The 18,851-nt window shown below is 70.7% G+C and carries 17 protein-coding genes; 9 read left to right on the top strand and 8 right to left on the bottom strand.

The features are described from left to right. Positions 1–93: 93 nt before the first annotated feature. The 3 genes from BR39_RS0116530 (at position 94) to BR39_RS0116540 (ending at position 4,886) form a co-directional block, all read left to right on the top strand. Positions 94–1,365: a YihY/virulence factor BrkB family protein gene (locus BR39_RS0116530; RefSeq protein WP_035018565.1), complete on the top strand. Its 1,272-nt coding sequence runs from the start codon at positions 94–96 to the stop codon at positions 1,363–1,365. Positions 1,366–1,404: 39 nt separating this feature from the next. Next, complete coding sequence (locus tag BR39_RS0116535; RefSeq protein ID WP_029914150.1) at positions 1,405–1,950, top strand: GNAT family N-acetyltransferase; 546 nt, start codon at positions 1,405–1,407, stop codon at positions 1,948–1,950. Positions 1,951–2,144: 194 nt separating this feature from the next. Continuing rightward, positions 2,145–4,886: a glycosyl hydrolase-related protein gene (locus BR39_RS0116540; RefSeq protein ID WP_029914152.1), complete on the top strand. Its 2,742-nt coding sequence runs from the start codon at positions 2,145–2,147 to the stop codon at positions 4,884–4,886. Positions 4,887–4,895: 9 nt separating this feature from the next. Here BR39_RS0116540 and prfA read toward each other — a convergent pair whose 3' ends face one another. Further along, positions 4,896–5,966, bottom strand: a complete 1,071-nt coding sequence (gene prfA / locus BR39_RS0116545) for a peptide chain release factor 1 (protein ID WP_029914154.1) — start codon at positions 5,964–5,966, stop codon at positions 4,896–4,898. 174 nt (positions 5,967–6,140) lie between these two features. Between prfA and BR39_RS0116550 the strand changes: the two genes are divergently transcribed. Continuing rightward, positions 6,141–6,653: a DUF1993 family protein gene (locus tag BR39_RS0116550; RefSeq protein ID WP_029914156.1), complete on the top strand. Its 513-nt coding sequence runs from the start codon at positions 6,141–6,143 to the stop codon at positions 6,651–6,653. Positions 6,654–6,804: 151 nt separating this feature from the next. On the opposite strand, the gene BR39_RS0116555 is transcribed toward BR39_RS0116550, so the two are convergent. The 3 genes from BR39_RS0116555 to BR39_RS0116565 all read right to left on the bottom strand — a co-directional run bounded on the left by BR39_RS0116555 (position 6,805) and on the right by BR39_RS0116565 (position 8,921). Beyond that, entirely contained in the window at positions 6,805–7,278 is a 474-nt protein-coding gene (locus tag BR39_RS0116555) for a molybdopterin-dependent oxidoreductase (protein ID WP_029914157.1), read from the bottom strand. A 118-nt stretch (positions 7,279–7,396) separates the two neighbouring features. After that, positions 7,397–8,170 carry a hypothetical protein gene (locus BR39_RS0116560; RefSeq protein ID WP_029914159.1) on the bottom strand — a complete coding sequence of 258 codons (774 nt, stop codon included), beginning with the start codon at positions 8,168–8,170 and terminating at the stop codon, positions 7,397–7,399. Between the two features lie 76 nt (positions 8,171–8,246). Further along, positions 8,247–8,921, bottom strand: coding sequence for a LysE family translocator (locus tag BR39_RS0116565; RefSeq protein WP_029914162.1), 675 nt, complete (start codon positions 8,919–8,921; stop codon positions 8,247–8,249). Positions 8,922–9,029: 108 nt separating this feature from the next. Here BR39_RS0116565 and BR39_RS0116570 point away from each other — a divergent pair, with 108 nt between their 5' ends. The 3 genes from BR39_RS0116570 (at position 9,030) to BR39_RS0116580 (ending at position 11,808) form a co-directional block, all read left to right on the top strand. Then, positions 9,030–10,409, top strand: coding sequence for a PLP-dependent aminotransferase family protein (locus BR39_RS0116570; protein WP_029914164.1), 1,380 nt, complete (start codon positions 9,030–9,032; stop codon positions 10,407–10,409). A 134-nt stretch (positions 10,410–10,543) separates the two neighbouring features. After that, positions 10,544–10,930, top strand: coding sequence for an OsmC family protein (locus BR39_RS0116575; RefSeq protein ID WP_029914166.1), 387 nt, complete (start codon positions 10,544–10,546; stop codon positions 10,928–10,930). 71 nt (positions 10,931–11,001) lie between these two features. Next, a complete protein-coding gene (locus tag BR39_RS0116580; protein ID WP_029914168.1) occupies positions 11,002–11,808 on the top strand; it encodes a hypothetical protein in 807 nt (268 codons plus the stop codon). Here the strand turns inward: BR39_RS0116580 and BR39_RS0116585 are convergent. Further along, complete coding sequence (locus BR39_RS0116585) at positions 11,805–12,269, bottom strand: hypothetical protein (protein WP_197026720.1); 465 nt, start codon at positions 12,267–12,269, stop codon at positions 11,805–11,807. The two genes, BR39_RS0116580 and BR39_RS0116585, sit on opposite strands and share 4 nt — an antisense overlap. Before the next feature lie 105 nt (positions 12,270–12,374). Between BR39_RS0116585 and BR39_RS0116590 the strand changes: the two genes are divergently transcribed. Next, positions 12,375–12,983: a TetR/AcrR family transcriptional regulator gene (locus BR39_RS0116590; protein ID WP_029914172.1), complete on the top strand. Its 609-nt coding sequence runs from the start codon at positions 12,375–12,377 to the stop codon at positions 12,981–12,983. Positions 12,984–12,990: 7 nt separating this feature from the next. Here the strand turns inward: BR39_RS0116590 and ispG are convergent, their stop codons facing one another. Next, positions 12,991–14,130: a flavodoxin-dependent (E)-4-hydroxy-3-methylbut-2-enyl-diphosphate synthase gene (ispG, locus tag BR39_RS0116595; RefSeq protein WP_029914174.1), complete on the bottom strand. Its 1,140-nt coding sequence runs from the start codon at positions 14,128–14,130 to the stop codon at positions 12,991–12,993. A 137-nt stretch (positions 14,131–14,267) separates the two neighbouring features. Here ispG and BR39_RS0116600 point away from each other — a divergent pair, with 137 nt between their 5' ends. Beyond that, positions 14,268–15,071 carry a hypothetical protein gene (locus BR39_RS0116600; RefSeq protein ID WP_029914176.1) on the top strand — a complete coding sequence of 268 codons (804 nt, stop codon included), beginning with the start codon at positions 14,268–14,270 and terminating at the stop codon, positions 15,069–15,071. A gap of 87 nt (positions 15,072–15,158) precedes the next feature. Here BR39_RS0116600 and BR39_RS0116605 read toward each other — a convergent pair whose 3' ends face one another. Beyond that, positions 15,159–16,274, bottom strand: a complete 1,116-nt coding sequence (locus BR39_RS0116605; RefSeq protein ID WP_029914178.1) for a helix-turn-helix domain-containing protein — start codon at positions 16,272–16,274, stop codon at positions 15,159–15,161. A 176-nt stretch (positions 16,275–16,450) separates the two neighbouring features. Then, positions 16,451–18,715: a phosphoenolpyruvate--protein phosphotransferase gene (gene ptsP, locus BR39_RS0116610; protein ID WP_029914180.1), complete on the bottom strand. Its 2,265-nt coding sequence runs from the start codon at positions 18,713–18,715 to the stop codon at positions 16,451–16,453. Between the last annotated feature and the right edge of the window lie 136 nt (positions 18,716–18,851).

Here is an 18,851-nt window from a genome sequence, read left to right on the forward strand (position 1 = left end):
CTTGGCAAGACGCGGGCTCGGCGAGGTCGCGATCCGTGCGTTCGGGCGGAACGGAGCGGCGCCGCGCGTGTTCCTCCAGCGGAGGGCCAGACCATGACCGACACCGTTCCGCGACGCCCCATCCGGTCGTGGATCGCCTCGCGGCCCTATCATCTGGCGCCCTGGATCGCCCTGCTGGCCCTGGTCCCCTTCGTCCTGCCGCGGCGCGGACCGGCCCTGGCGCCCAACGAGACCCAGCTGGACCATCCGCCGGGCCTCTCCGAGGACCGGGCCATGCCGCCGCAGGAGTTCGACAAGGCCGAGCCGATGCGCGGCCGCGCCGCCCGGCATCCGCACCGCATCCCCGTCCTGGGCTGGCGCGACATCCTGTGGCGCACCTTCCGCGAGATCAGCGTCGACCGCCTGCCCGCCGTGGCCGGCGGCGTGACCTTCTACACCCTGCTGGCCATCTTCCCGGCCATCGGCGCCTTCGTGTCGCTGTACGGCCTGTTCGCCGACGTCGCGGCGGTCGAGAAGCAGCTGCAGGACATGTCGACCGTCTTCCCGGCCAGCGTCGTCAACATCGTCGGCGAGCAGATGCTGCGCCTGGCCAGCCAGGAACAGGCCAAGCTGGGCGTGGCCTTCGTGGTCAGCCTGCTGCTGTCGATCTGGAGCGCCAACGCCAGCATGAAGGCGCTCTTCGACGGGCTGAACATCGCCTATGACGAGGACGAGAAGCGCAACTACGTCACCAAGACGCTCTGGACCTACGCCTTCACCCTCTGCGCCCTGATCTACGCGGTCGTCCTGGCCGGCGTGCTGATCGCCGCGCCCGTGGTGTTCGACCGGATCGGCCTCTCCGCCGCGGCGGTGTTCTGGATCCCGCTGCGCTGGCTGATCGTGCTGGGCGTGACGGCGTTCGCCTTCGCCATGCTCTACCGCTTCGCCCCCTGCCGCGCCCGGCCGCGCTGGCGCTGGGTGATCTGGGGCTCGGTGTTCGGGGCGGCGGCCTGGCTGGGCGGGTCGCTGGGCTTCTCGGTCTATGTGAACCGCGTGGCCCACTACGACGCCACCTACGGCCCGCTGGGGACGGTGATCGCCTTCATGGTCTGGATGTGGTTCTCGATCATGACCGTGCTGGTCGGGGCCGAGCTGAACGCCGAGATCGAGCACCAGACGGCCATCGACTCCACCACCGGCCCCGAAAAGCCGATGGGCCAGCGCGGCGCGGCCATGGCCGACACCGTGGGCCTGGCCTTCCACCCCTGGGAGTTCATCCAGCGCGAGGCGGGCACGGTGAAACGGGTGTCGGGCCGTTACTGGGGCCACGCCATCGGCTGGAGCAAGCCCAAGGGTCCTGCTCCGCCCACGCCGCCGCCCAGCTGAGCCTTGGCGAACGCGGGTCGCGCCCCTAAGTGTGCGGCCATGATCTTCGCCCCCGCCCTCGACTCCGAATTCCCCGCCATCGTGGCCCTGGTCAACTCCGCCTACCGAGGCCAGGGCGCCCAGGCCGGCTGGACCACCGAGGCCGGCTATATCGACGGCCAGCGCATCGACCTGGAGAGCCTGAAGCAGGACCTGGCCGACGCGCCGGACGCGGTGCTGCTGACCCTGCGCGACGAGGCCGACGGCCCGCTGCTGGGCTGCGTCTGGATCGAGCCGGACGGCGACGTCGCTGAAGGTGACGCCCAAGGGGGACCGGCATGGTACCTGGGCATGCTGACCATCCGGCCCGACCTGCAGGACCGCCAGCTGGGCCGCGCCCTGCTGGCCCATGGCGAGACCTACGCGGCCGGTCTCGGCGCCAAGCGCGTGCGCATGACCGTCGTCCACCTGCGCGACACCCTGATCGCCTGGTACCAGCGCCGCGGCTACGCCCTGACCGGCGAGACCAAGCCCTTCCCCGTGGGCGAGCGCTTCGGCAAGCCGCAGCGCGAGCTGTCGTTCGTGGTGCTGGAAAAGACCCTCTAGGTCCGCCGCAAGCCGATTGACCAACTCAACCCAGACAAGCATAATGCTTATCTGGGGTTGAATTTCCCACCGAGCCCGAAGACGGCCGCGTCGTGACCACGACGGCGCCCCGTCGCGCGCGCCGGCCCGCTCGAACACCCCTGGAAGGCCATCACAGCGAACGATCCGTCCCTGGACCCTCGAGGAGCAGACCCATGACGAAGTTGGGCGTGACGATCAGCAAGGTCATTCTCTGCACCACGCCCCACCTGGATTGGGACTGGATCCTTCCCTTCACCGCCCTCTGTTCGAACAACCCGCCCTACGACATCAACGGCTTCACCTATTTCAGCGCCACCGGCGGCGACGCCTTCACGATCTTCAGCCAGGCGTCCGGCTTCCTGGTTCCGAACGGCGCGCCCAACCCGGCCTATTTCTACTCGATCTGCGAGATGGGCTTCCTGAAGGCCTTCACCGAGGCCAATCCGCAGCTGGCCGGGGTGCTGAAGCAGGCGGGGACCAACGTCGAGATCCTGGGCGGCGGCGTCACCTCGCCCGACAGCCTGCTGCCGCACGGCGAGGCCTTCCTGCGCAACTACCTGACCGGCACGAACTGGGTGCAGCAGGCCTACGGCCTGTTCCCCAAGCACGCCTACGTGCCCGACGACTTCGGCCACGACTCGCAGCTGCCGGTCATGCTGACGGCCATGGGCTTCCAGGGCGTGACCTTCGAGCGGGTGGCCGGCGGGGCGCCCACCAACATCCCGCCGCTGAAGGGCCAGGGCCCGTCGCCCGCCCAATGGATGACGGACAACGGCACCGAGTTCATCTGGGGCGCGCGCGACGGCTCCACGGCGGTGGCCCACTGGATGCAGAACGGCTACGGCCAGGGCTCGAACCTGACGACGGAGAACGCCGTCAGCGCGATCCAGAGCTACATCACCGCCAACGCGCCCTCGTCGGTGACCCCGTTCCTCTACGTGCCGGTGGGCACCGACTTCGCCCTGCCCGTCGACACCGCCGCCTGCGCCCAGATCTGGAACGAGAGCGGCTCGGCGGTGGTGGCCGTGGCGGGCACCTTCGACGACTACATCCAGGCCATCGTCGACAGCGGCCTGCTGGGCGCGCCCCAGGCCTTCCGGCCCCAGCCATACTATTCGGGCTGCTACCAGACCCGGCCGCGCATCAAGCGCCTGCACAACGACGCCACCCGCGCCCTGCTGGGCGCCGAGATCTTCGGGGTCATCGCCGGCGCCCGCAACGCCAAAAGCTGCGGCGGCGCCTGGACGGTGGAGCTGCAGGCCCGCACCTCGGCCCTGCGCGAGGCGTGGCTCGGCCTGGCGCCCAGCACCCACCACGACTTCATCACCGGCACGGCGGCCGACTACGTCTACCGCGGCGAGCAGCTGCCGCGACTGGCCGCCGCCCGCACCGGCGCCGAGGGGCTGCGTCTCGACGCCATGAGCGAGATCGCCGCCCAGGTCGACGCCGCGCCGCAGTCCGACGAACTGCCGATCGTGGTGTTCAACCAGCTGGGCTTCCAGAGGAGCGGCCTGGTCGAGCTGACGGTCCCGTCGGCCCTGGACCCGTCGTTCTTCTCCAGCGTGCGCACCCCATCCGGCAACGTGCCCCTGCAGCCCAGCGCCGAGGGCGGCCTGCTGTTCGCCGCCACCGGCGAGAGCCTGGGCTACACCACCTGCTACCTGTCGCCCGAGACCGCGTCCGCGACGTCCGAGGCGACCATCACCACCTCGAACGGCGGGGACTCCTACGTCCTGGCCAACAGCCTGATCTCGGTCGAGGTCAGCGCGGCCTCGGCCTGGGCCATCGACACGATCCTGGACCTGCAGTCGGGCGATCCCCAGGCCAACATCCTGGGCGGGACGTCCAACCAGATCGGGTTCTACAACGACGCCGACGGCAACAACTACCGCTACGCCCCCGAGCAGGGACAGGGCTATCCGGCCCTGACGCTGGACACCAACGTCACCACGACGGTGACCGGGCTCCAGGTGCTGGAGACCGGCCCGCTGCGCGTGCGCCTGCAGGCCGAGTTGACCTGCAGGGTGGCCGACGCCGACTACCCCTATGTGGTGGAATATCTACTGGTCGCCGACGAGCCGTTCGTGCGCATGCGCACCACGGGCGCCTGTCCGCTGAACTATTCGGCCATGACGATGTTCCAGCTGGGGGCGGAGGTGGACGCGATCGTCCAGGGCACGCCCTACCACTGGGACGACGCCGTCCAGGTCCGCTACTGGGACGGGCCGTCGATGCAGGCCACGCACGACTTCCTGATCCCGGAGACCACCACGGGCGCGCCGCTGGCCGCGATCTATCACGGCGCCATGCCGGCCTGGGGCCAGGGCGCCCAGAACAGCGCGCTGCTGGTGGGCGGCCTGGCCCGCAATCCCGGCCAGAACTATTTCGGCTGGTGCCAGCTGCCCCTGCCGCCCGGCGGCATCGACCCCGACGTCCACACGATGGAATACGCCTTCCGCGTGCCCACCGGCATCAATGTGGACAGCAACGGCAAGGCCGACCCCGGCAACGGCGCCCAGCTGATCGAGGCCCTGGGCTACACCACCCCGCTGACCGCCCTGGTGGCGCCGGGCAATTCGACCAACCAGCTGCCGGCCGCGGTCTCGCTGGCCTCGGTGAGCGCGGCCTCGGGAAGCGCCGCCCCGATCCTGACCGCCGTCAAGCCGTCGGAAGCCAATCCGGGGAACCTGATCCTTCGCGTCTACCAGCCCTCGAACGCCGCCATGGACGTGACGGTGTCGCTGGCCGGACTGCGGGCCCTGGGCGGGACGATCCAGAACGCCAGTCTGGTCACGGCGCTGGAACAGCCGATCACCAACGCCCAGACCCCGACGGTGTCCGGCGCCGACGTCAGCTTCACGGCCGGCCTGGCCCTGGCGACGCTGAACGTCGGATGGTCGGTGTCGAACTTCTAGGGCTGGGCCCTAGAACCCGCCCTCTTCCAGGCTGGCCAGGCGCGCGGCTTGGTCCTCGGCGATCAGCGGCTTGATCACGTCGTCCAGGGCGTCGCCCTCCATCACCTTGGCCAGGTTGTAGAGCGTCAGGTTGATGCGGTGGTCTGTGACCCGGCCCTGGGGGAAGTTGTAGGTGCGGATGCGCTCGGAGCGGTCGCCGCTGCCGACCTGGCTCTTGCGGGCGTCCGAGCGGGCGGTGTCCAAGGCCTCGCGCTGCATGTCGTACAGGCGCGCCTTCAGGTTCTTCATGGCCCGGGCGCGGTTCTGGTGCTGCGACTTTTCCGAGCTGGTCACCACCACACCCGTGGGCAAGTGGGTGATGCGCACGGCCGAGTCGGTCTTGTTGACGTGCTGGCCGCCGGCGCCGGACGAGCGGTAGGTGTCGATCCGCAGGTCGCTCTCGTTGATCTCGATCTCGACGTCCTCGGCCTCGGGCAGCACCGCGACGGTGGCGGCCGAGGTGTGGATGCGGCCCTGGGCCTCGGTGGCCGGCACGCGCTGGACGCGGTGCACGCCGCTCTCGAACTTCCAGCGGCCGAACACGCCGTCGCCGGTGACCGAGGCGATGATTTCCTTGTAGCCGCCCATCTCGCCTTCCGAGACGCTGTCGATCTCGACCCGCCAGCCCTGCAGCTGGGCGTAGCGCTGGTACATGCGGAACAGGTCGCCGGCGAACAGGGCCGCCTCGTCGCCGCCCGTGCCGGCGCGGACTTCCAGGATGGCCGAGGCGTTCTCGTCCTTGTCGCGCGGGGCCAGCATCAGGGCCAGCTCGCGCTCCATGACCGGCAGCTTCTCGTCCAGGGCCGCCTTCTCGTCGGCGACCATGGCGGCCATCTCCGGATCGCCGGCCATCTCCTCCAGCTCGGCGCGCTCGGCGCTCAGCTTGGCCAGGGCCTCGACGGCCTCGGCCACCGGGCGCAGCTCGGCGTGCTCCTTGGAGAGCTTGACGATCTCGGCCCCGTCGGTGGCCGCGCCCATGCGGGCTTCGACTTCACGGAAGCGGTCGAGAACTTGGTCGAGGCGGGCCTGGGGCAGTCGCAAGGGGAGATGTCACGCTGAGGGAGAATGGGCGGTCTCTCTACCGCTCCGAACGCCCCGCGTCACCCCTTGGGTCGGAACGGCCTTCGCGACCCTGTAAAGCTCGACCTTGCGCCCCCATCTCCCGACCGCGGCCAAATCCATCCCCCAACGCCGCGCTTTCCTTCGGAGCTCTCCATGCCCCTGTCGATGCATCGCGCCTCGGTTCCCGTCTTCGTGCGCGCCCTCAACGTCCTGTCCACCCTGCTCGAGAAGGGCGAGGCCCACGCCAAGGCCCAGGGCTGGAACCCGGACGACCTGGTCGCCGCCCGCCTTACCGACGACATGCTGCCGCTGTCCGGCCAGATCCAGCGCGCCTCGGACGCCTCCAAGGGCGCGGTGGCCCGGCTGACCGGCGTGGAGGCCCCGGCCATGCCCGACGAGGAAACGAGCTTCGCCCAGCTGCGCAAGCGCGTGGCCGACACCCTGGCCTACATCCAGAGCGTCGATCCCAAGGCCTTCGACGGCAGCGAGGACCGCATCGTCGAGCTGAAGCTGCCCGGCGGGACCCTGACCTTCACCGGCGAGGACTATCTGCTGGGCTTCGCCCTGCCGAACTTCTTCTTCCACGTGGTCACCGCCTACGACGTGCTGCGCCACAAGGGCGTGCAGATCGGCAAGCTGGACTATCTGGGGCCGGTGCAGAGCTAGGGGTCAACTTCCCCCAAACGGTTGTCATCCCGGAAAGCGCGGAGCGCTTGTCCGGGACCCAGGGGAACCGCAAAGCATCAGCCCAGTCCCCTGGGTCCCGGACAGCCCCTGCGGGGCTTCCGGGATGACAACGATTTAGGGGCTCGCCGATCTACGGAACCGCCTTCACCTCGACCGACACCACCTGCCGCACCGAGCGCCCCGGGCGCAGGTCGCCGTCGACGACCAGGCGGTAGGGCCCCTCCTTGGCGTCCAGCGGCTGGCCGTCCTTGCTGTCGGCGATGATCACCGGGTTGGTCCGGTAGATCGGGTCGGTCTCGCCCAGCGAATAGCTGGCGGTGAAGCCGTCCGCGCCCTTGGCGACCACCACCTGGTTCAGATAGCGCCCCATCAGCCGGTCGCCCGACACCACGCCCGCCTGCTTGAGAGCCGCGTTCAGCACCGCGCCCTCGTAGGTGATCTGCTTGCCGTGGGCGGTGAAAGTCGCCTTGGCGCGCGGCAGGGCCTTCAGGTCGGCCGGCGTCAGGGTCACGCTATCGCGCCCCTGGACGGTGACCTTGAGGTCCTGGGCCAGGGCGGGCGTCGCGATCGCGACGGCCAGGGCGGCGAGCAGAAACGGGCGCATGGGCGGGACCTCGTGTGGAGGTTCGATCTGGGGCTGATGCGCTCTCCCAGGCAAGCCCCCTCACCCATCCCCAAATCCGCTCATCCCGGCGAATGCCTGGATGAGCGGTTCAAATTGATCAATAGAGCAAGGTTTTCCCGATCACCCCTGAACCGTCCGGCAGGGGCGAAAGCTGCTTGATCATCACCTGGCTGCCCTTGGCGAACCAGAAACGCGTCACCGGCGTCTCCGGGCGGTTGTAGTCGGCCGTGACCAGCCAGCAGTCGACCTTGCCGCCGCCCGGCAGGTCCAGCGTCTCCGAACCCGCCACCTTGAAGACATAGGCCGCCGGCGGCCCGCCGCCCGGGTGGGTGAAGACGATGCTGGCCTCGTAGCCCGCCGCCAGGGGCAGGGCCTGGATGAACTCCATGTCGGTCTCGAAGTTGAAGCTGGGCTGCGGCGAGGCGACGTCGAAGTCCTTGGCGGCGTTGTCGGCCAGATCCTTCATCCCGACGATCCGGTCGGGCTGGAAGACGAAACCCTCGACCTTGGAGACGCCGTCCTTCTGCGACCGGCGGATGTGGCTCAGGGGACGGAAGGTGCCGACCTCGAACCAGCTGTCCAGCTGGCGGTCCGACGGCGTGGCGCCCACCCCGTCCCAGTGCTGGACGATGTGCATCCGGCGCTTGCCGTCCTGGTCCTCGAAGCGGATTTCGCGGGTCCAGACGTCGGCGACGCGGATGGTGTCGCCGGTCTGCTTGAAGCGCAGATAGCGGTGCACGCCGGGCTTGAGGTTGGCGAAGCGGGCCAGGGGCTGGCCGACCGGCACGGCGGTGACGGCGGCCTGGGCGGCGGCGCCGCTCCCGGCCAGCAGCGCGACGGCGAGAAAGGCGGAACGGACGGCGAGGGACATGGACGGCTCCGGATTTTCGTGGCCGCACCAGAGCTCAGCCGTCCGCCGGCGTCGACTTAAGTTTCTGCAATCTGCCTCAGCCCCGCGACGACCAGCGCGGCGTCGGCGGCAGGTCGGCCAGCAGGCGCGGCGCTTCCTTCGTGACGCCGGCCGGACGGGTCTCGACGACCAGCGGATAGAGCGACACCACCAGCAGCGCCGCCATGGTCAGGTTGAAGGCGCGCAGCACCTTGGGCCGGTCCAGGAACGGCCGCAGGCCCCGGCCGAAGCCCGCCCAGGCCGCGCTGCACGGCGCGCCCACCAGCATGAAGGTCCCGGCCACCAGGAACACCGCGCTCGTCGAACCGTCGGCCATGTAGGTGGTGGCCGCGGTCAGGGCCATGGCCCAGGCCTTGGGATTGACCCACTGGAAGGCGGCGGCCTGCAGGAAGGTCATCGGCTGGGAGCCGGCCTGTTTGTCGGTCACGCCCTTGGCCGTGGCGATCTTCCAGGCCAGCCACAGCATGTAGGCCCCGCCCACCCACTTCAGCGCGTCGTGCAGCACCGGGAAGGCCTTGAACACCCCGCCCAGGCCCAGACCCATGGCCGCCACCATCACGCCCAGGCCGGCGCTGATGCCCAGGATGTGCAGCACCGTGCGGCGGAAGCCGAAATTCGCGCCCGAGGCCAGCAGCATCATGTTGTTGGGGCCGGGCGTGCCGGCGGTGGCGAAGGCGAACAGGACGAAGGCGAGCAGCAATTGAGCGGTCATGGCGGACACTCCCCTAAGACCATTGGGAGAAGGAATGTCACGGTCATCTTGCCAATTGCATCATGAGTCAAAACCTATATTGTCACCATGACAATTATGGAGACACGCATGGCGGGCTGGACCCCGACCCTGCCGCCGGGCGACGCGCCGCTGTACGAGCGCCTGCTGGACGCCCTGCGGGCCGACATCGCCTCGGGCGCCCTGGCCGACGGCGCGCGCCTGCCGCCGCAGCGCGACCTGGCCCACCGCCTGGGCCTGGGCCTGGGCACGGTGACCCGGGCCTATGTCGAGGCCGAGAAAGCCGGGCTGATCCAGGGCCATGTGGGACGCGGCAGCTTCGTGCGCGGGCCCGGCGGCGCGCGGCCCGAACCGGCGGCGAACGGTCCGATCGACCTGGCCCGCAACATCGCCCCCCTCGCGCCCGCCCAGGCGCGGCTGTCGGAGACCCTGGGCCGCCTGCGCCGGCGCGCCGACCTGCTGGACCACCTGGCCTATGCGCCTCCCGCCGGCCTCGAGACCCAGCGCCGGGCGGCGGCCGCCTGGCTGTCGCGCAGCGCGGGCCTGGCCGGCGCCGACTGGACGCGGCTGGTGGTCTGCTCCGGCGCCCAGCAGGCCCTCAACCTGGCCTTCGGGGCCGTGGCCCGGCCCGGCGACACGGTGCTGTGCGAGTCCTCCACCTTCTACGGCGTCAAGGCGCTGGCCGAGCACGCCGGCTATCGCCTGGAGGGCCTGCCGATGGACGCCGACGGCGTGCTGCCCGACGCCCTCGACGCGGCCGCCGCGCGCGGGACCGCCCGGGTGGTCGCCCTGCAGCCCACCCTGCAGAACCCCACGGGCCGGATCATGAGCGCCGCGCGGCGGGCCGAAATCGTGGCCGTGGCCCGGGCCCGCGACCTGTGGCTGGTCGAGGACGACATCTACGCCGTCTACGCCCCCGGCGCGCCGCCGCCCCTGGCGGTGCTGGCCCCGGAGCGGACCTTCTATGTCTCGGGCGCGTCCAAGTCGCTGGCCCCGGGCCTGCGCACCGGCTTCCTGGTCACGCCCCCGGGCGAGGCCCTGGACCGGGTGCTGCGCGCGGTCCGCGCCCTGGCCTACGCCCCGCCCAACTTCGGCGGTCTGATCGCCACCCAGTGGATCGAGGAGGGCGTCGCCGACCAGATCGCCGCCGAGTCGGTCGCCGAGATGGCCGCCCGCATGGTCCTGGCGCGCCAGGTCCTGGGCGCGGCGATCGAGGCGCCGGCCTCGCCCAGCGCCCCGCACGTCTGGCTGCCGATGCCCGAGCTGGACGCCGAGCGCGTCGCCGGCCGGGCCCTGCGCGGCGGCGTCGAACTGACCCCGCCCGGCGCCCCGATCGTCGCCCCGGGCCTGGAGACCGGCGTCCGCATCTGCCTGGGCGCCACCGCCGAGCGGGGCGAGCTTGAGCGCGGCCTGCGGGTCGTGGCCGACGCCCTGATCGGCGCGGACGAGCGCTCGCGGGCGACGATCTGAGACCGGGGACATGCGCTTGCGCGTGTCCCCAACCGCCTGGCTCCGCGCGAAATCTGGGGACACGCCCGAGGGCATGTCCCCGCCCTCGTGCCGACTCGCGGCAGGATGCGGCTCCCGTTTCGCAAGGAGCCGCCATGGCCGCCGCCACCGCCCGCATCGGCGACGTTCGCTACGTCACCCAGATCACCACCGGCCGCCACGAACTGACCGCCGACGAACCGCCGCGCAACGGCGGGGCCGACGTCGGTCCGGCCCCGTTCGACCTGCTGCTGGCCAGCCTGGGCGCCTGCACGGCCATGACCCTGAAGATGTACGCCGAGCACAAGGCATGGCCGCTGGAGAGCCTGGAGGTCCGGCTGCACTACCACGGCGGCGAGACCCCGCCCCGGATCGAGCGCGTCGTGGTCCCCGCCGGTCCGCTGGACGACGCCCAGCGCGCCCGCCTGGCCGACATCGCCGAGCGCACCCCTGTGACCCTGGCGATCAAGGGCGGCGTGCCGATCCAGACCTCGCTGGGCTGAGCCGCGAGCATGATGCCGTCACGCGGGCCTGCTAGGGTGCGCCCAGTTCGCCCGCGTAGGATTCGAAAGCGATGAACGTCACGTCGACCTCCCTGGCCGCGTCCCTGGCCAAGACCCCGACGCCCATCGGCGATCCCGCCGGCGCCGACGCCTCCAAGCCGACCTCGGGCGCCGCGTCGGCCAAGGACGCGGCCTCGACCTTCGGGTCGTCGAAGGAGACCCGCGCGCCCGGTCAGGACGTGGCCGAGAAGCTGAAGGACATGAGCAAGGCGCTGATCGCCCTGACCCTGATCCGCGACCCGGTCGAACGGGCCAAGGCCGCCGCCCACCTCTACAAGCAGTATTCGCAGGTGGCCAAGGACTACGCGGCCGCCACCGCCGACGGTCGCGACGCCGCCGCCCAGGCGAACGCCCAGAACCCGGCCCAGGCGACGGACCAGTCCGCCGATCCGCAGGCCGCCGCCGCGGCCCAAGGCGCGCAGGTCGCGCCCGACGGAACGCCCGTCGACGCCGCGCCGGCCACGGACCCGCAGGCTCAAGCCGTCACGCCGGAGGCGGCCGCCGCCGAGACCGCGACGCCGATGATCCTGACCGGCGCCAAGCCGCGCTTCGTGGCCGATCTCTACATGGAGGAGATCAAGACCTTCGCCGGCGCCGCCAAGCAGATGTACGACACGGCCGTGCAGGAAGCGAAACTGAAGAAGCTGCTCGACAAGTCCAGGCACGACGGCGCGGCCGACGAGGTCGAGGACGCCCGGAAGGACCTGACCGAAGCCGCCAAGGCCGTCGAGGGTCCGGACGCCACCGCCGACGTCCAGACGCCGTCCGGCGCGTCGGGATCGACGCCGTCGGCCTCGGTGCTGAACATCAAGGCCTAGGCGCGGGCGCCCATGGCCGCGCTCATGGCGCGCCACGCCTCGAAGTTCATGCAGGCCAGGTACTCGGCCTGCATCTCGGGCGTCAGGATCTCCATCATCTGGCGGCCTTCGATCCAGATCTCGACGACGCCGAACAGGCCGCCCCGCTTGCGGTACTTGGCCGGCCAGCCCTCGCGGGCGGCGATGGCCATCACCGCTTCCAGGTCGAGGTCGGTGGCGACGGCGGCATGGGTGGCCGTGAAGGCCGGCTGGCCGGTGTGCTCGCCGTGGGCGTCGGCGTCGCCTTCCGTTTCGCGCAGCACCACGTCGATCGGATAGACCTCCAGCGCCGTCCCGCGCGCGTCGCCGGCCAGGGCGATCCAGCCGTTGTCGGAGATCGGCGGAAAGCGGAACGCCTCGCCGCCCCAGAGCTCGGCCAGTACCTGGGCCACGTGTTGCGGATCGTGCGCCGCGATCGACATGTGAAATAGCATCGGTATCCCTTTCGTTGGGCGCTCAATGCAATGTGGCACAGATTGTGTCAATACGGATTTGACACTTTTTGTGCCAGACTCTATCTGGACCCTATGGATGGTTCAGCCCACAAGCCCGGCGCCCGCGAACAGAAGAAGGAGGAGGTGCGCACGCGCATCGCCGACGCCCTCATCGAGCTGCTGGCGGAGGGACGGATGGACATCAACCACGACCTGATCGCCGAGCGGACGGGCCTGGGGCGGCGCACCGTCTATCGCTACTTCCCCGACCGCGAGACCTTGCTGGCGGGGGCCACCAGCCGCGTGCGCGAGCTGGCCGGGCCGCGCGTCGCCTTCCCCCAGACCGAGGCCGACCTCACCGACGCGCTGCATGACATCTATACGGGCCTGGACCGCATCGCGCCGATCACCACCCTGGTGCGCTCCACGCCGCAGGGGCGGGCCATGCGGCTGGCCGACAGCGGGCGTCGCGTCGACGCCTACACCCAGGTCGCCGCCGATCTGGTCAAGGACCTGCCGCCCGAGGACCAGAGGCTGGCGACGGCGGTGCTGCAGGTGCTGCACACCACGCCCTGGCTGGAAATGCGCGACCACTGGGGCCTGGACGGCGAACAGATCGCCAAGGCCACGGGCTGGGCCATGCGGACGCTGATCGCGGACCTGCGGGCGCGCGAAGGGCGTCCGCTGGATCAGGACGCCTGAGCGCCCCCTACTCGGCCGCGATGGCCTTGGCTTCGGCCTCGGCCTTCAGCTGGGCGGCGCGCTGTTCGACCAGCTCGACGATGTGGTCGATCATGCCGTCGTTGGACTGCTTATGGTCGGGCTTGCCGGCCATGTAGACCATGCCCGAGCCGGCGCCGCCGCCGGTGAAGCCCAGGTCGGTCATCAGGGCCTCGCCGGGGCCGTTGACCACGCACCCGATGATCGACAGCGACATCGGCTGGCTGATGTGGGCCAGGCGCTGCTCAAGCGCTTCGACCGTCTTGATGACGTTGAAGCCCTGACGGGCGCAGGACGGGCAGGCGATGATGTTGACGCCGCGGTGGCGCAGGCCCAGCGACTTGAGGATGTCGAAGCCGACCTTGATCTCTTCGACAGGGTCCGCGGCAAGGGAAACGCGAATTGTGTCGCCGATGCCGGCCCACAGCATCGAGCCGATGCCGATCGACGACTTCACCGTGCCGGTGCGCTGGGCCCCGGCCTCGGTGACGCCCAGATGCAACGGGCAGTCGATGGCCTCGGCCAGCTGGTAGTAGGCCGCCACCGTCATGAACGGGTCGCTGGCCTTCACCGAGATCTTGAACTCGTGGAAGTCGTGGTCCTGCAGGATGCGGGCGTGGTTCAGCGCGCTCTCGACCATGGCGTCGGGGCACGGCTCGCCGTACTTCTCCAGCAGTTCGCGCTCCAGCGAGCCGGCGTTGACGCCGATCCGCATCGAGCAGCCGTGGTCGCGGGCCGCCTGGATCACGTCGCGCACGCGGTCGGGGCTGCCGATGTTGCCCGGATTGATCCGCAGGCAGGCCGCGCCAGCCTGGGCCGCCTCGATGCCGCGCTTGTAGTGGAAGTGGATGTCGGCCACGAGCGGCACCTTGGCCTCGCGGGCGATGGTCTTGAAGGCGGCCGTGGAGTCGGTGTCGGGGCAGCTGACGCGGACGATGTCGGCGCCGGCGTCCTCCAGCTGACGGATCTGCTCCAGCGTCGCCTTGGCGTCGCTGGTCAGGGTGTTGGTCATCGACTGGACGGTGATCGGGGCGTCGCCGCCGACCTCGACGTTGCCGACGCGGATCTTCCGCGATTGGCGACGCGTGATCTGGCGCCAGGGACGAACGTGCGTGTGGTCTGCGGACATGCGGCCAATCTAAGGGGTTTGGCGACGGAACCCAAGAGCGGGCGCGTGCAGGGCGCGAGGAGAAATGTCGCGGGCGCCACGATCCTGACGCGGGCCGGTGGTCTCTGGAGCTTCCCAAAGGCGGTTCTGGAGTTTCGATGAGCGGGCGACCGCAGCCGTACGATCCCCTGGTCCCGACGCCGGTCCGCCGCCGGCGCGCCCGCGTGGACGGCCTGGTCGCCGGGGCGGTCAGCCTGGCGGCTCATGCCGGCCTGCTGCTGGCGATCCTGGCCGTGCGCATCCAGCCGCCGATGATGGACGAGCCCGACCCGATCGCCGTGGCCCTGTACCAGCCGCCCCCTCCCCCGCCCGAGCCGCCGAAGCTGGCGCCCGAACCGGCCGGCGATCCGGCCCCGGCCAAGCGCTCGCCGCCCAAGCTGCCCGTCCGCCCGCCCAAGCTGGTCCCGCCGCGCGAGGTCGAGCCCCTGCCCGCCAAGCCCGCCCCGACGCCCCAGGTGGTGGCCGAGCTGGGCGAGGCCGACCTGATCGGCGCGGCCACGGCCGGCAGCGGCTCCGGGGCCGGCGGGGCGGGCAGCGGCCCGGGCGGCGGCGGGTGCGACATGGTCCGGCTGCTGCAGGACGCCCTGCGCAAGAACCCCCGCGTCCGCGCCGCGATGATGCAGGTCCATCCCGAGGCGGCCGCCAAGGGCAAGGCGGTGCTGGTCTGGAACGGCGACTGGGTGCAGAGCCCGGGCCAGGAGGGCAAGGGCCTGGCCGGCGTGCGCGAGCTGATCATGCTGGAGGTGGCCTTCGCCCCCAAGGCCTGCCGCGACGACCCGATGCGTGGCCTGGTGCTGATCTCCCTGGCCGACGGCCCCGGCGCGCCGCGCCTGGCCCTGGGGTCGAGCCGGTGGAACTGGTCGGACCTGCTGTTCGCGAAGTCGGGACGGGGGCGGGGTTAGAGGTCGAGCCAGAAACGGGGGACACACACTCGCCCCCACCACCTCGCCAGGATCACACAACGCCCAGGGCGAGTGTGTGTCCCCTTCTCAGCCCTGCGGCTTGGCCGGTGAAGCCACGGCGGGCTTGGGCTGCGGAGCTGCCGCCACGGGCGCCGGAGCGGGCGCCGCAGGAGCCACCACCAGCTTGCCCAGGGCGGAGACCGGGGCGCCCATGCGGCTGGTCAGGGCGCCGCCGTTATAGACCTCGAAGGCCTGCGGGTCGGAGACCTCGGCGATCAGGCCGCCGTTGCGCGGGGCGCGGAACGCCTCGCCGGCCGCCATCCAGCGGGCGAAATAGATCTGGCCGTTGGCGTCGTGCACGTTCAGCGAGGCCGGCTTGCGGGCCTGCAGGATCAGGCCCGAGGCCTCGGCCGGGGCCGCGCCGTAGACCGCGCCCTTGGCCCGGAACGGCGTTCCGACCTTGACCGCCTGGTTCGGATCGACGCCGGCCTTGGCCGCCTCGGCGGCGCGCACCTTGGAGGCGGCGGTCACCGCGTCGGCCGAGCCGCCGTTGGCGGCGGCGTCGTCGAGGCCGGGGGTCTTGTAGGGCTCGGGCGTGGTCGATTCGACCGGGGCCGGCAGCGGCGCGCCCAGCGGGACCGAGCCCGGCGCGGCGTTCGGATCGACCGGAACGGGGGGCGGCGCATTGGCCACGGCGACGGCGTGTTCCTGGGCCACCTGGGCCGGCGGGGCGTCCTTGGCGATGGCGCGCTGGGCCACGTTCCACAGCACGATGGCGGCCACGATCAGCACGCCCAGGGCCAGGATCAGGCCCAGGCGCGGGTCGCGCTCGTGGCGCACGCCGACCGGGGCGCGCAGCGGCTCGCTGTCGTCGGGCACGTCGACCTTGAAGCGGGCCACGGCCGCGTCGCCGTCCAGGCCCAGCACCTTGGCGTAGGACTTCACGTAGCCGATCGTGAACGGGCGCGAGGGCAGCTCGTCCAGGCGCAGGTCTTCCAGCGCCTCGATATAGCTGAGACGGATGCGGGTGGCGTCGGCGACGTCCTGCAGGGTCAGGCCGCGGAACTCGCGGGCCGCGCGCAGGGCCGAACCGATGTCGACGCCGTGATCGATCGAAGGCTGGTGCTCGGCCAGCGGCGCGTCTTCGCGCTCGCCGTCGGCGACCAGATGCAAGTGCGAGACCCTGCCCGTATCCAGCGGCATGGCTGCCATGAGACCCCAAATTCGCGTCGCCGGAGAATTCAGTCTCCTCAGAGACGAAGCCGACGACTTACCCCACCCGTCCTAGCCGGGATTTGTTAATACTTTATGGTCGATATCAAAGTAAGTCGCCGGATTCAATACACTATACGGCGGCGCTTGGTTAACCCAGGCCATGTCTAAACGGCGACGTAAAGCTTGCGCGCCAGGGTTTCGATCTCGCCACGGAGCGACCCGGCCGAGGTCTTCAGCAGCGCCTCGACATTGCGCCGGGCGGCCTCGCGATCGCACGACAGCACCATCTGCTTGACCGGTCCGATACCGGCCGGCGGCATCGACAAGCGGTCGAAACCCAAGGCCAGCAAGGCGAAAGCCTCCAGCGGCCTGCCCGCCATCTCGCCGCAGACCGAGACCGGCGTGCCGGTGTCGGCGCACGCCTGCTGGATGGTCTTCAGCGCGCGCAGGGCCGCCGGGGACAGCGGATCGTAGCGGTCCGAAACCCTTGGATTGCCCCGATCGGCGGCGAACAAATACTGCATCAGGTCGTTGGTGCCGACCGAAACGAAGTCGGTCATCGGCAAAAGCGCGTCGAGATGCCACAGCAGCGAAGGGGCTTCGATCATCGCCCCGACGTCCAGGCGCTGGGGCGCGGGCCGGCCGCGCTTCAGCGCCCAGGCGACCTCTTGGTCGACGAAGGCGCGGGCGGCGCGGAACTCGTCCACATTGGCCACCAGCGGGAACATGATCCGCAGCTCGCGGCCGCGCGCGGCCTTGATCAGGGCCCGGATCTGCATGCGAAGCAAGGCCGGCCGGTCCAGGCCCATGCGCACGGCGCGCCAGCCCAGGGCCGGATTGTCCTCGCGCTCCAGCTCCATGTACGGCAGCAGCTTGTCGCCGCCCAGGTCCAGGGTCCGGAAGGTGACCGGCATGCCGTTCGCGGCTTCCAGGACCTTCTCGTAGAGGCTGGTCTGGGCCTCGAGGCGCGGCATCTCCTCGGCGACCATGAACTGGAATTCGGTGCGGAACAGGCCGATGCCCTCGGCCCCGGTCTCGCCCAGGATGTCCAGGTCGACGGCCAAGCCGGCGTTCATCAAGAGGGTGACCTTGCCGCCGTCCTTGGTGACCGCCGGCGTCTCCCGGATGCGGGCGAACTCGGCCTTGCGCTGGGCGCGGACCTCCATCCGGGCCTGCAGGGCCTTGATCACGTCGGCGCGCGGCCGCAGCCAGGCCTCGGCGGTCTCGGCGTCGACCACCACGGGATCGCCCTCGCTGACCCGGTCGCGCAGGCCGGCCAGGCGGCCCACGCACGGGATATCCAGGGCCCGGGCCACGATGCCGGCGTGGCTGGCGGCCGAGCCCTCCTCCAGCAGGATGCCCTTCAGCTTGGTGCGGTCGTATTCCAGCAGATCGGCCGGACCCAGGTTCCGGGCGATCAGGATCGCGTCTTCGGGCAGCACGCGCACGGCGTGGACGTCGCCCGACAGGTGGCGCAGCAGCCGGTCGTTCAGGTCTTCCAGGTCGTGCAGGCGCTCGCGCAGATAGGGGTCGCGGGCCTGGCCCAGGCGGGCGCGGTGCTCGGAGCGCACGCGCTCAACCGCGGCTTCAGCGGTCAGGCCCGAACGCACGGCTTCCTGCAGGGAGCGGTTCCAGCCGCGGTCGTGGGCGAACAGGCGGTAGGTCTCGAGCACCTCGTACGACGCGCCGACCAGGCCGTGCTGGCCCTCCAGCATCTCGTCGATCTGGGTCTGCAGGGCCTCGACCGCCCATTTCAGCCGGGCCTCCTCGGCCAGGGCGTCGTCGGACAGCAGCTGTTCGGGGGCCACGGGCTGCTCGTGCAGCACGGCCACGCCGTAGGCCAGGCCCTCGGCGAAGCGCGCGCCCTTCAGCCGCTCGGGCTTGTGCGGCGCGATCTCGACGTCCTTGAGCTCGCCCTGGCCCAGCAGCTCGCTGGAGCTGACCATCTCGGCCAGCACCATGGCGATGATCTGCAGGTCCTCGACCTCTTCCTCGTCATAGATCCGCTCGGTGCGGTTCTGGACGACCAGCACGCCGATCGCGCGGCCGCCGCGCAGCAGCGGCACGGCCAGGAAGGCGTGGTAGGGGTCTTCGCCGGTTTCCGGGCGGTACGAGAACGACGGGTGGCTGGCGGCGTCCGACAGGTTCAGCGGCCGGCCCAGGCGCATGGTCTCGCCGACCAGGCCCTCGCCCGGCTTCAGCCGGGTGACGTGGACGGCGTCGCGCGACAGACCCTCGGTGGCGAACAGCTCCAGGTCGCCCGAGGCGCGGCGCAGATAGATCGAGCAGACCTCGGCGACCATCGAGATGGCGATGGTGCGCACCACCATGTCGAGCTTGCCCTGGGCGGGACCCGCCCCGGCCATGGCCTCGCGAATCTGCCGAAGCAGGCTGCGTGGTCCCCGAACAGCGATCCCGGACGCCGCCATGTCTGCGCGCGCACTCCCCTTTGGTCGGTACGGCTTAGCCTGACAGAACGCGTCAGGGGTTAAGAAGCCGCATCGCCCTCAGCCGGGCTATAGCAGATTTCGCGCCCCGCACAGCGTTCGCTCGCGGTCAAATCGT

Origin of the sequence: Caulobacter sp. UNC358MFTsu5.1 (genome assembly GCF_000712075.1) — a bacterium.
In the GTDB taxonomy this organism is placed as follows: Bacteria; Pseudomonadota; Alphaproteobacteria; order Caulobacterales; family Caulobacteraceae; genus Caulobacter.

Coding starts and splice junctions, on each gene's coding strand:
- BR39_RS0116530 (WP_035018565.1), top strand. CDS start 94: ATGACCGACACCGTTCCGCGACGCCCCATCCGGTCGTGGATCGCCTCG.
- BR39_RS0116535 (WP_029914150.1), top strand. CDS start 1,405: ATGATCTTCGCCCCCGCCCTCGACTCCGAATTCCCCGCCATCGTGGCC.
- BR39_RS0116540 (WP_029914152.1), top strand. CDS start 2,145: ATGACGAAGTTGGGCGTGACGATCAGCAAGGTCATTCTCTGCACCACG.
- BR39_RS0116550 (WP_029914156.1), top strand. CDS start 6,141: ATGCCCCTGTCGATGCATCGCGCCTCGGTTCCCGTCTTCGTGCGCGCC.
- BR39_RS0116555 (WP_029914157.1), bottom strand. CDS start 7,278: ATGCGCCCGTTTCTGCTCGCCGCCCTGGCCGTCGCGATCGCGACGCCC.
- BR39_RS0116560 (WP_029914159.1), bottom strand. CDS start 8,170: ATGTCCCTCGCCGTCCGTTCCGCCTTTCTCGCCGTCGCGCTGCTGGCC.
- BR39_RS0116565 (WP_029914162.1), bottom strand. CDS start 8,921: ATGACCGCTCAATTGCTGCTCGCCTTCGTCCTGTTCGCCTTCGCCACC.
- BR39_RS0116570 (WP_029914164.1), top strand. CDS start 9,030: ATGGCGGGCTGGACCCCGACCCTGCCGCCGGGCGACGCGCCGCTGTAC.
- BR39_RS0116575 (WP_029914166.1), top strand. CDS start 10,544: ATGGCCGCCGCCACCGCCCGCATCGGCGACGTTCGCTACGTCACCCAG.
- BR39_RS0116580 (WP_029914168.1), top strand. CDS start 11,002: ATGAACGTCACGTCGACCTCCCTGGCCGCGTCCCTGGCCAAGACCCCG.
- BR39_RS0116585 (WP_197026720.1), bottom strand. CDS start 12,269: ATGTCGATCGCGGCGCACGATCCGCAACACGTGGCCCAGGTACTGGCC.
- BR39_RS0116590 (WP_029914172.1), top strand. CDS start 12,375: ATGGATGGTTCAGCCCACAAGCCCGGCGCCCGCGAACAGAAGAAGGAG.
- ispG (WP_029914174.1), bottom strand. CDS start 14,130: ATGTCCGCAGACCACACGCACGTTCGTCCCTGGCGCCAGATCACGCGT.
- BR39_RS0116600 (WP_029914176.1), top strand. CDS start 14,268: ATGAGCGGGCGACCGCAGCCGTACGATCCCCTGGTCCCGACGCCGGTC.
- BR39_RS0116605 (WP_029914178.1), bottom strand. CDS start 16,274: ATGCCGCTGGATACGGGCAGGGTCTCGCACTTGCATCTGGTCGCCGAC.
- ptsP (WP_029914180.1), bottom strand. CDS start 18,715: ATGGCGGCGTCCGGGATCGCTGTTCGGGGACCACGCAGCCTGCTTCGG.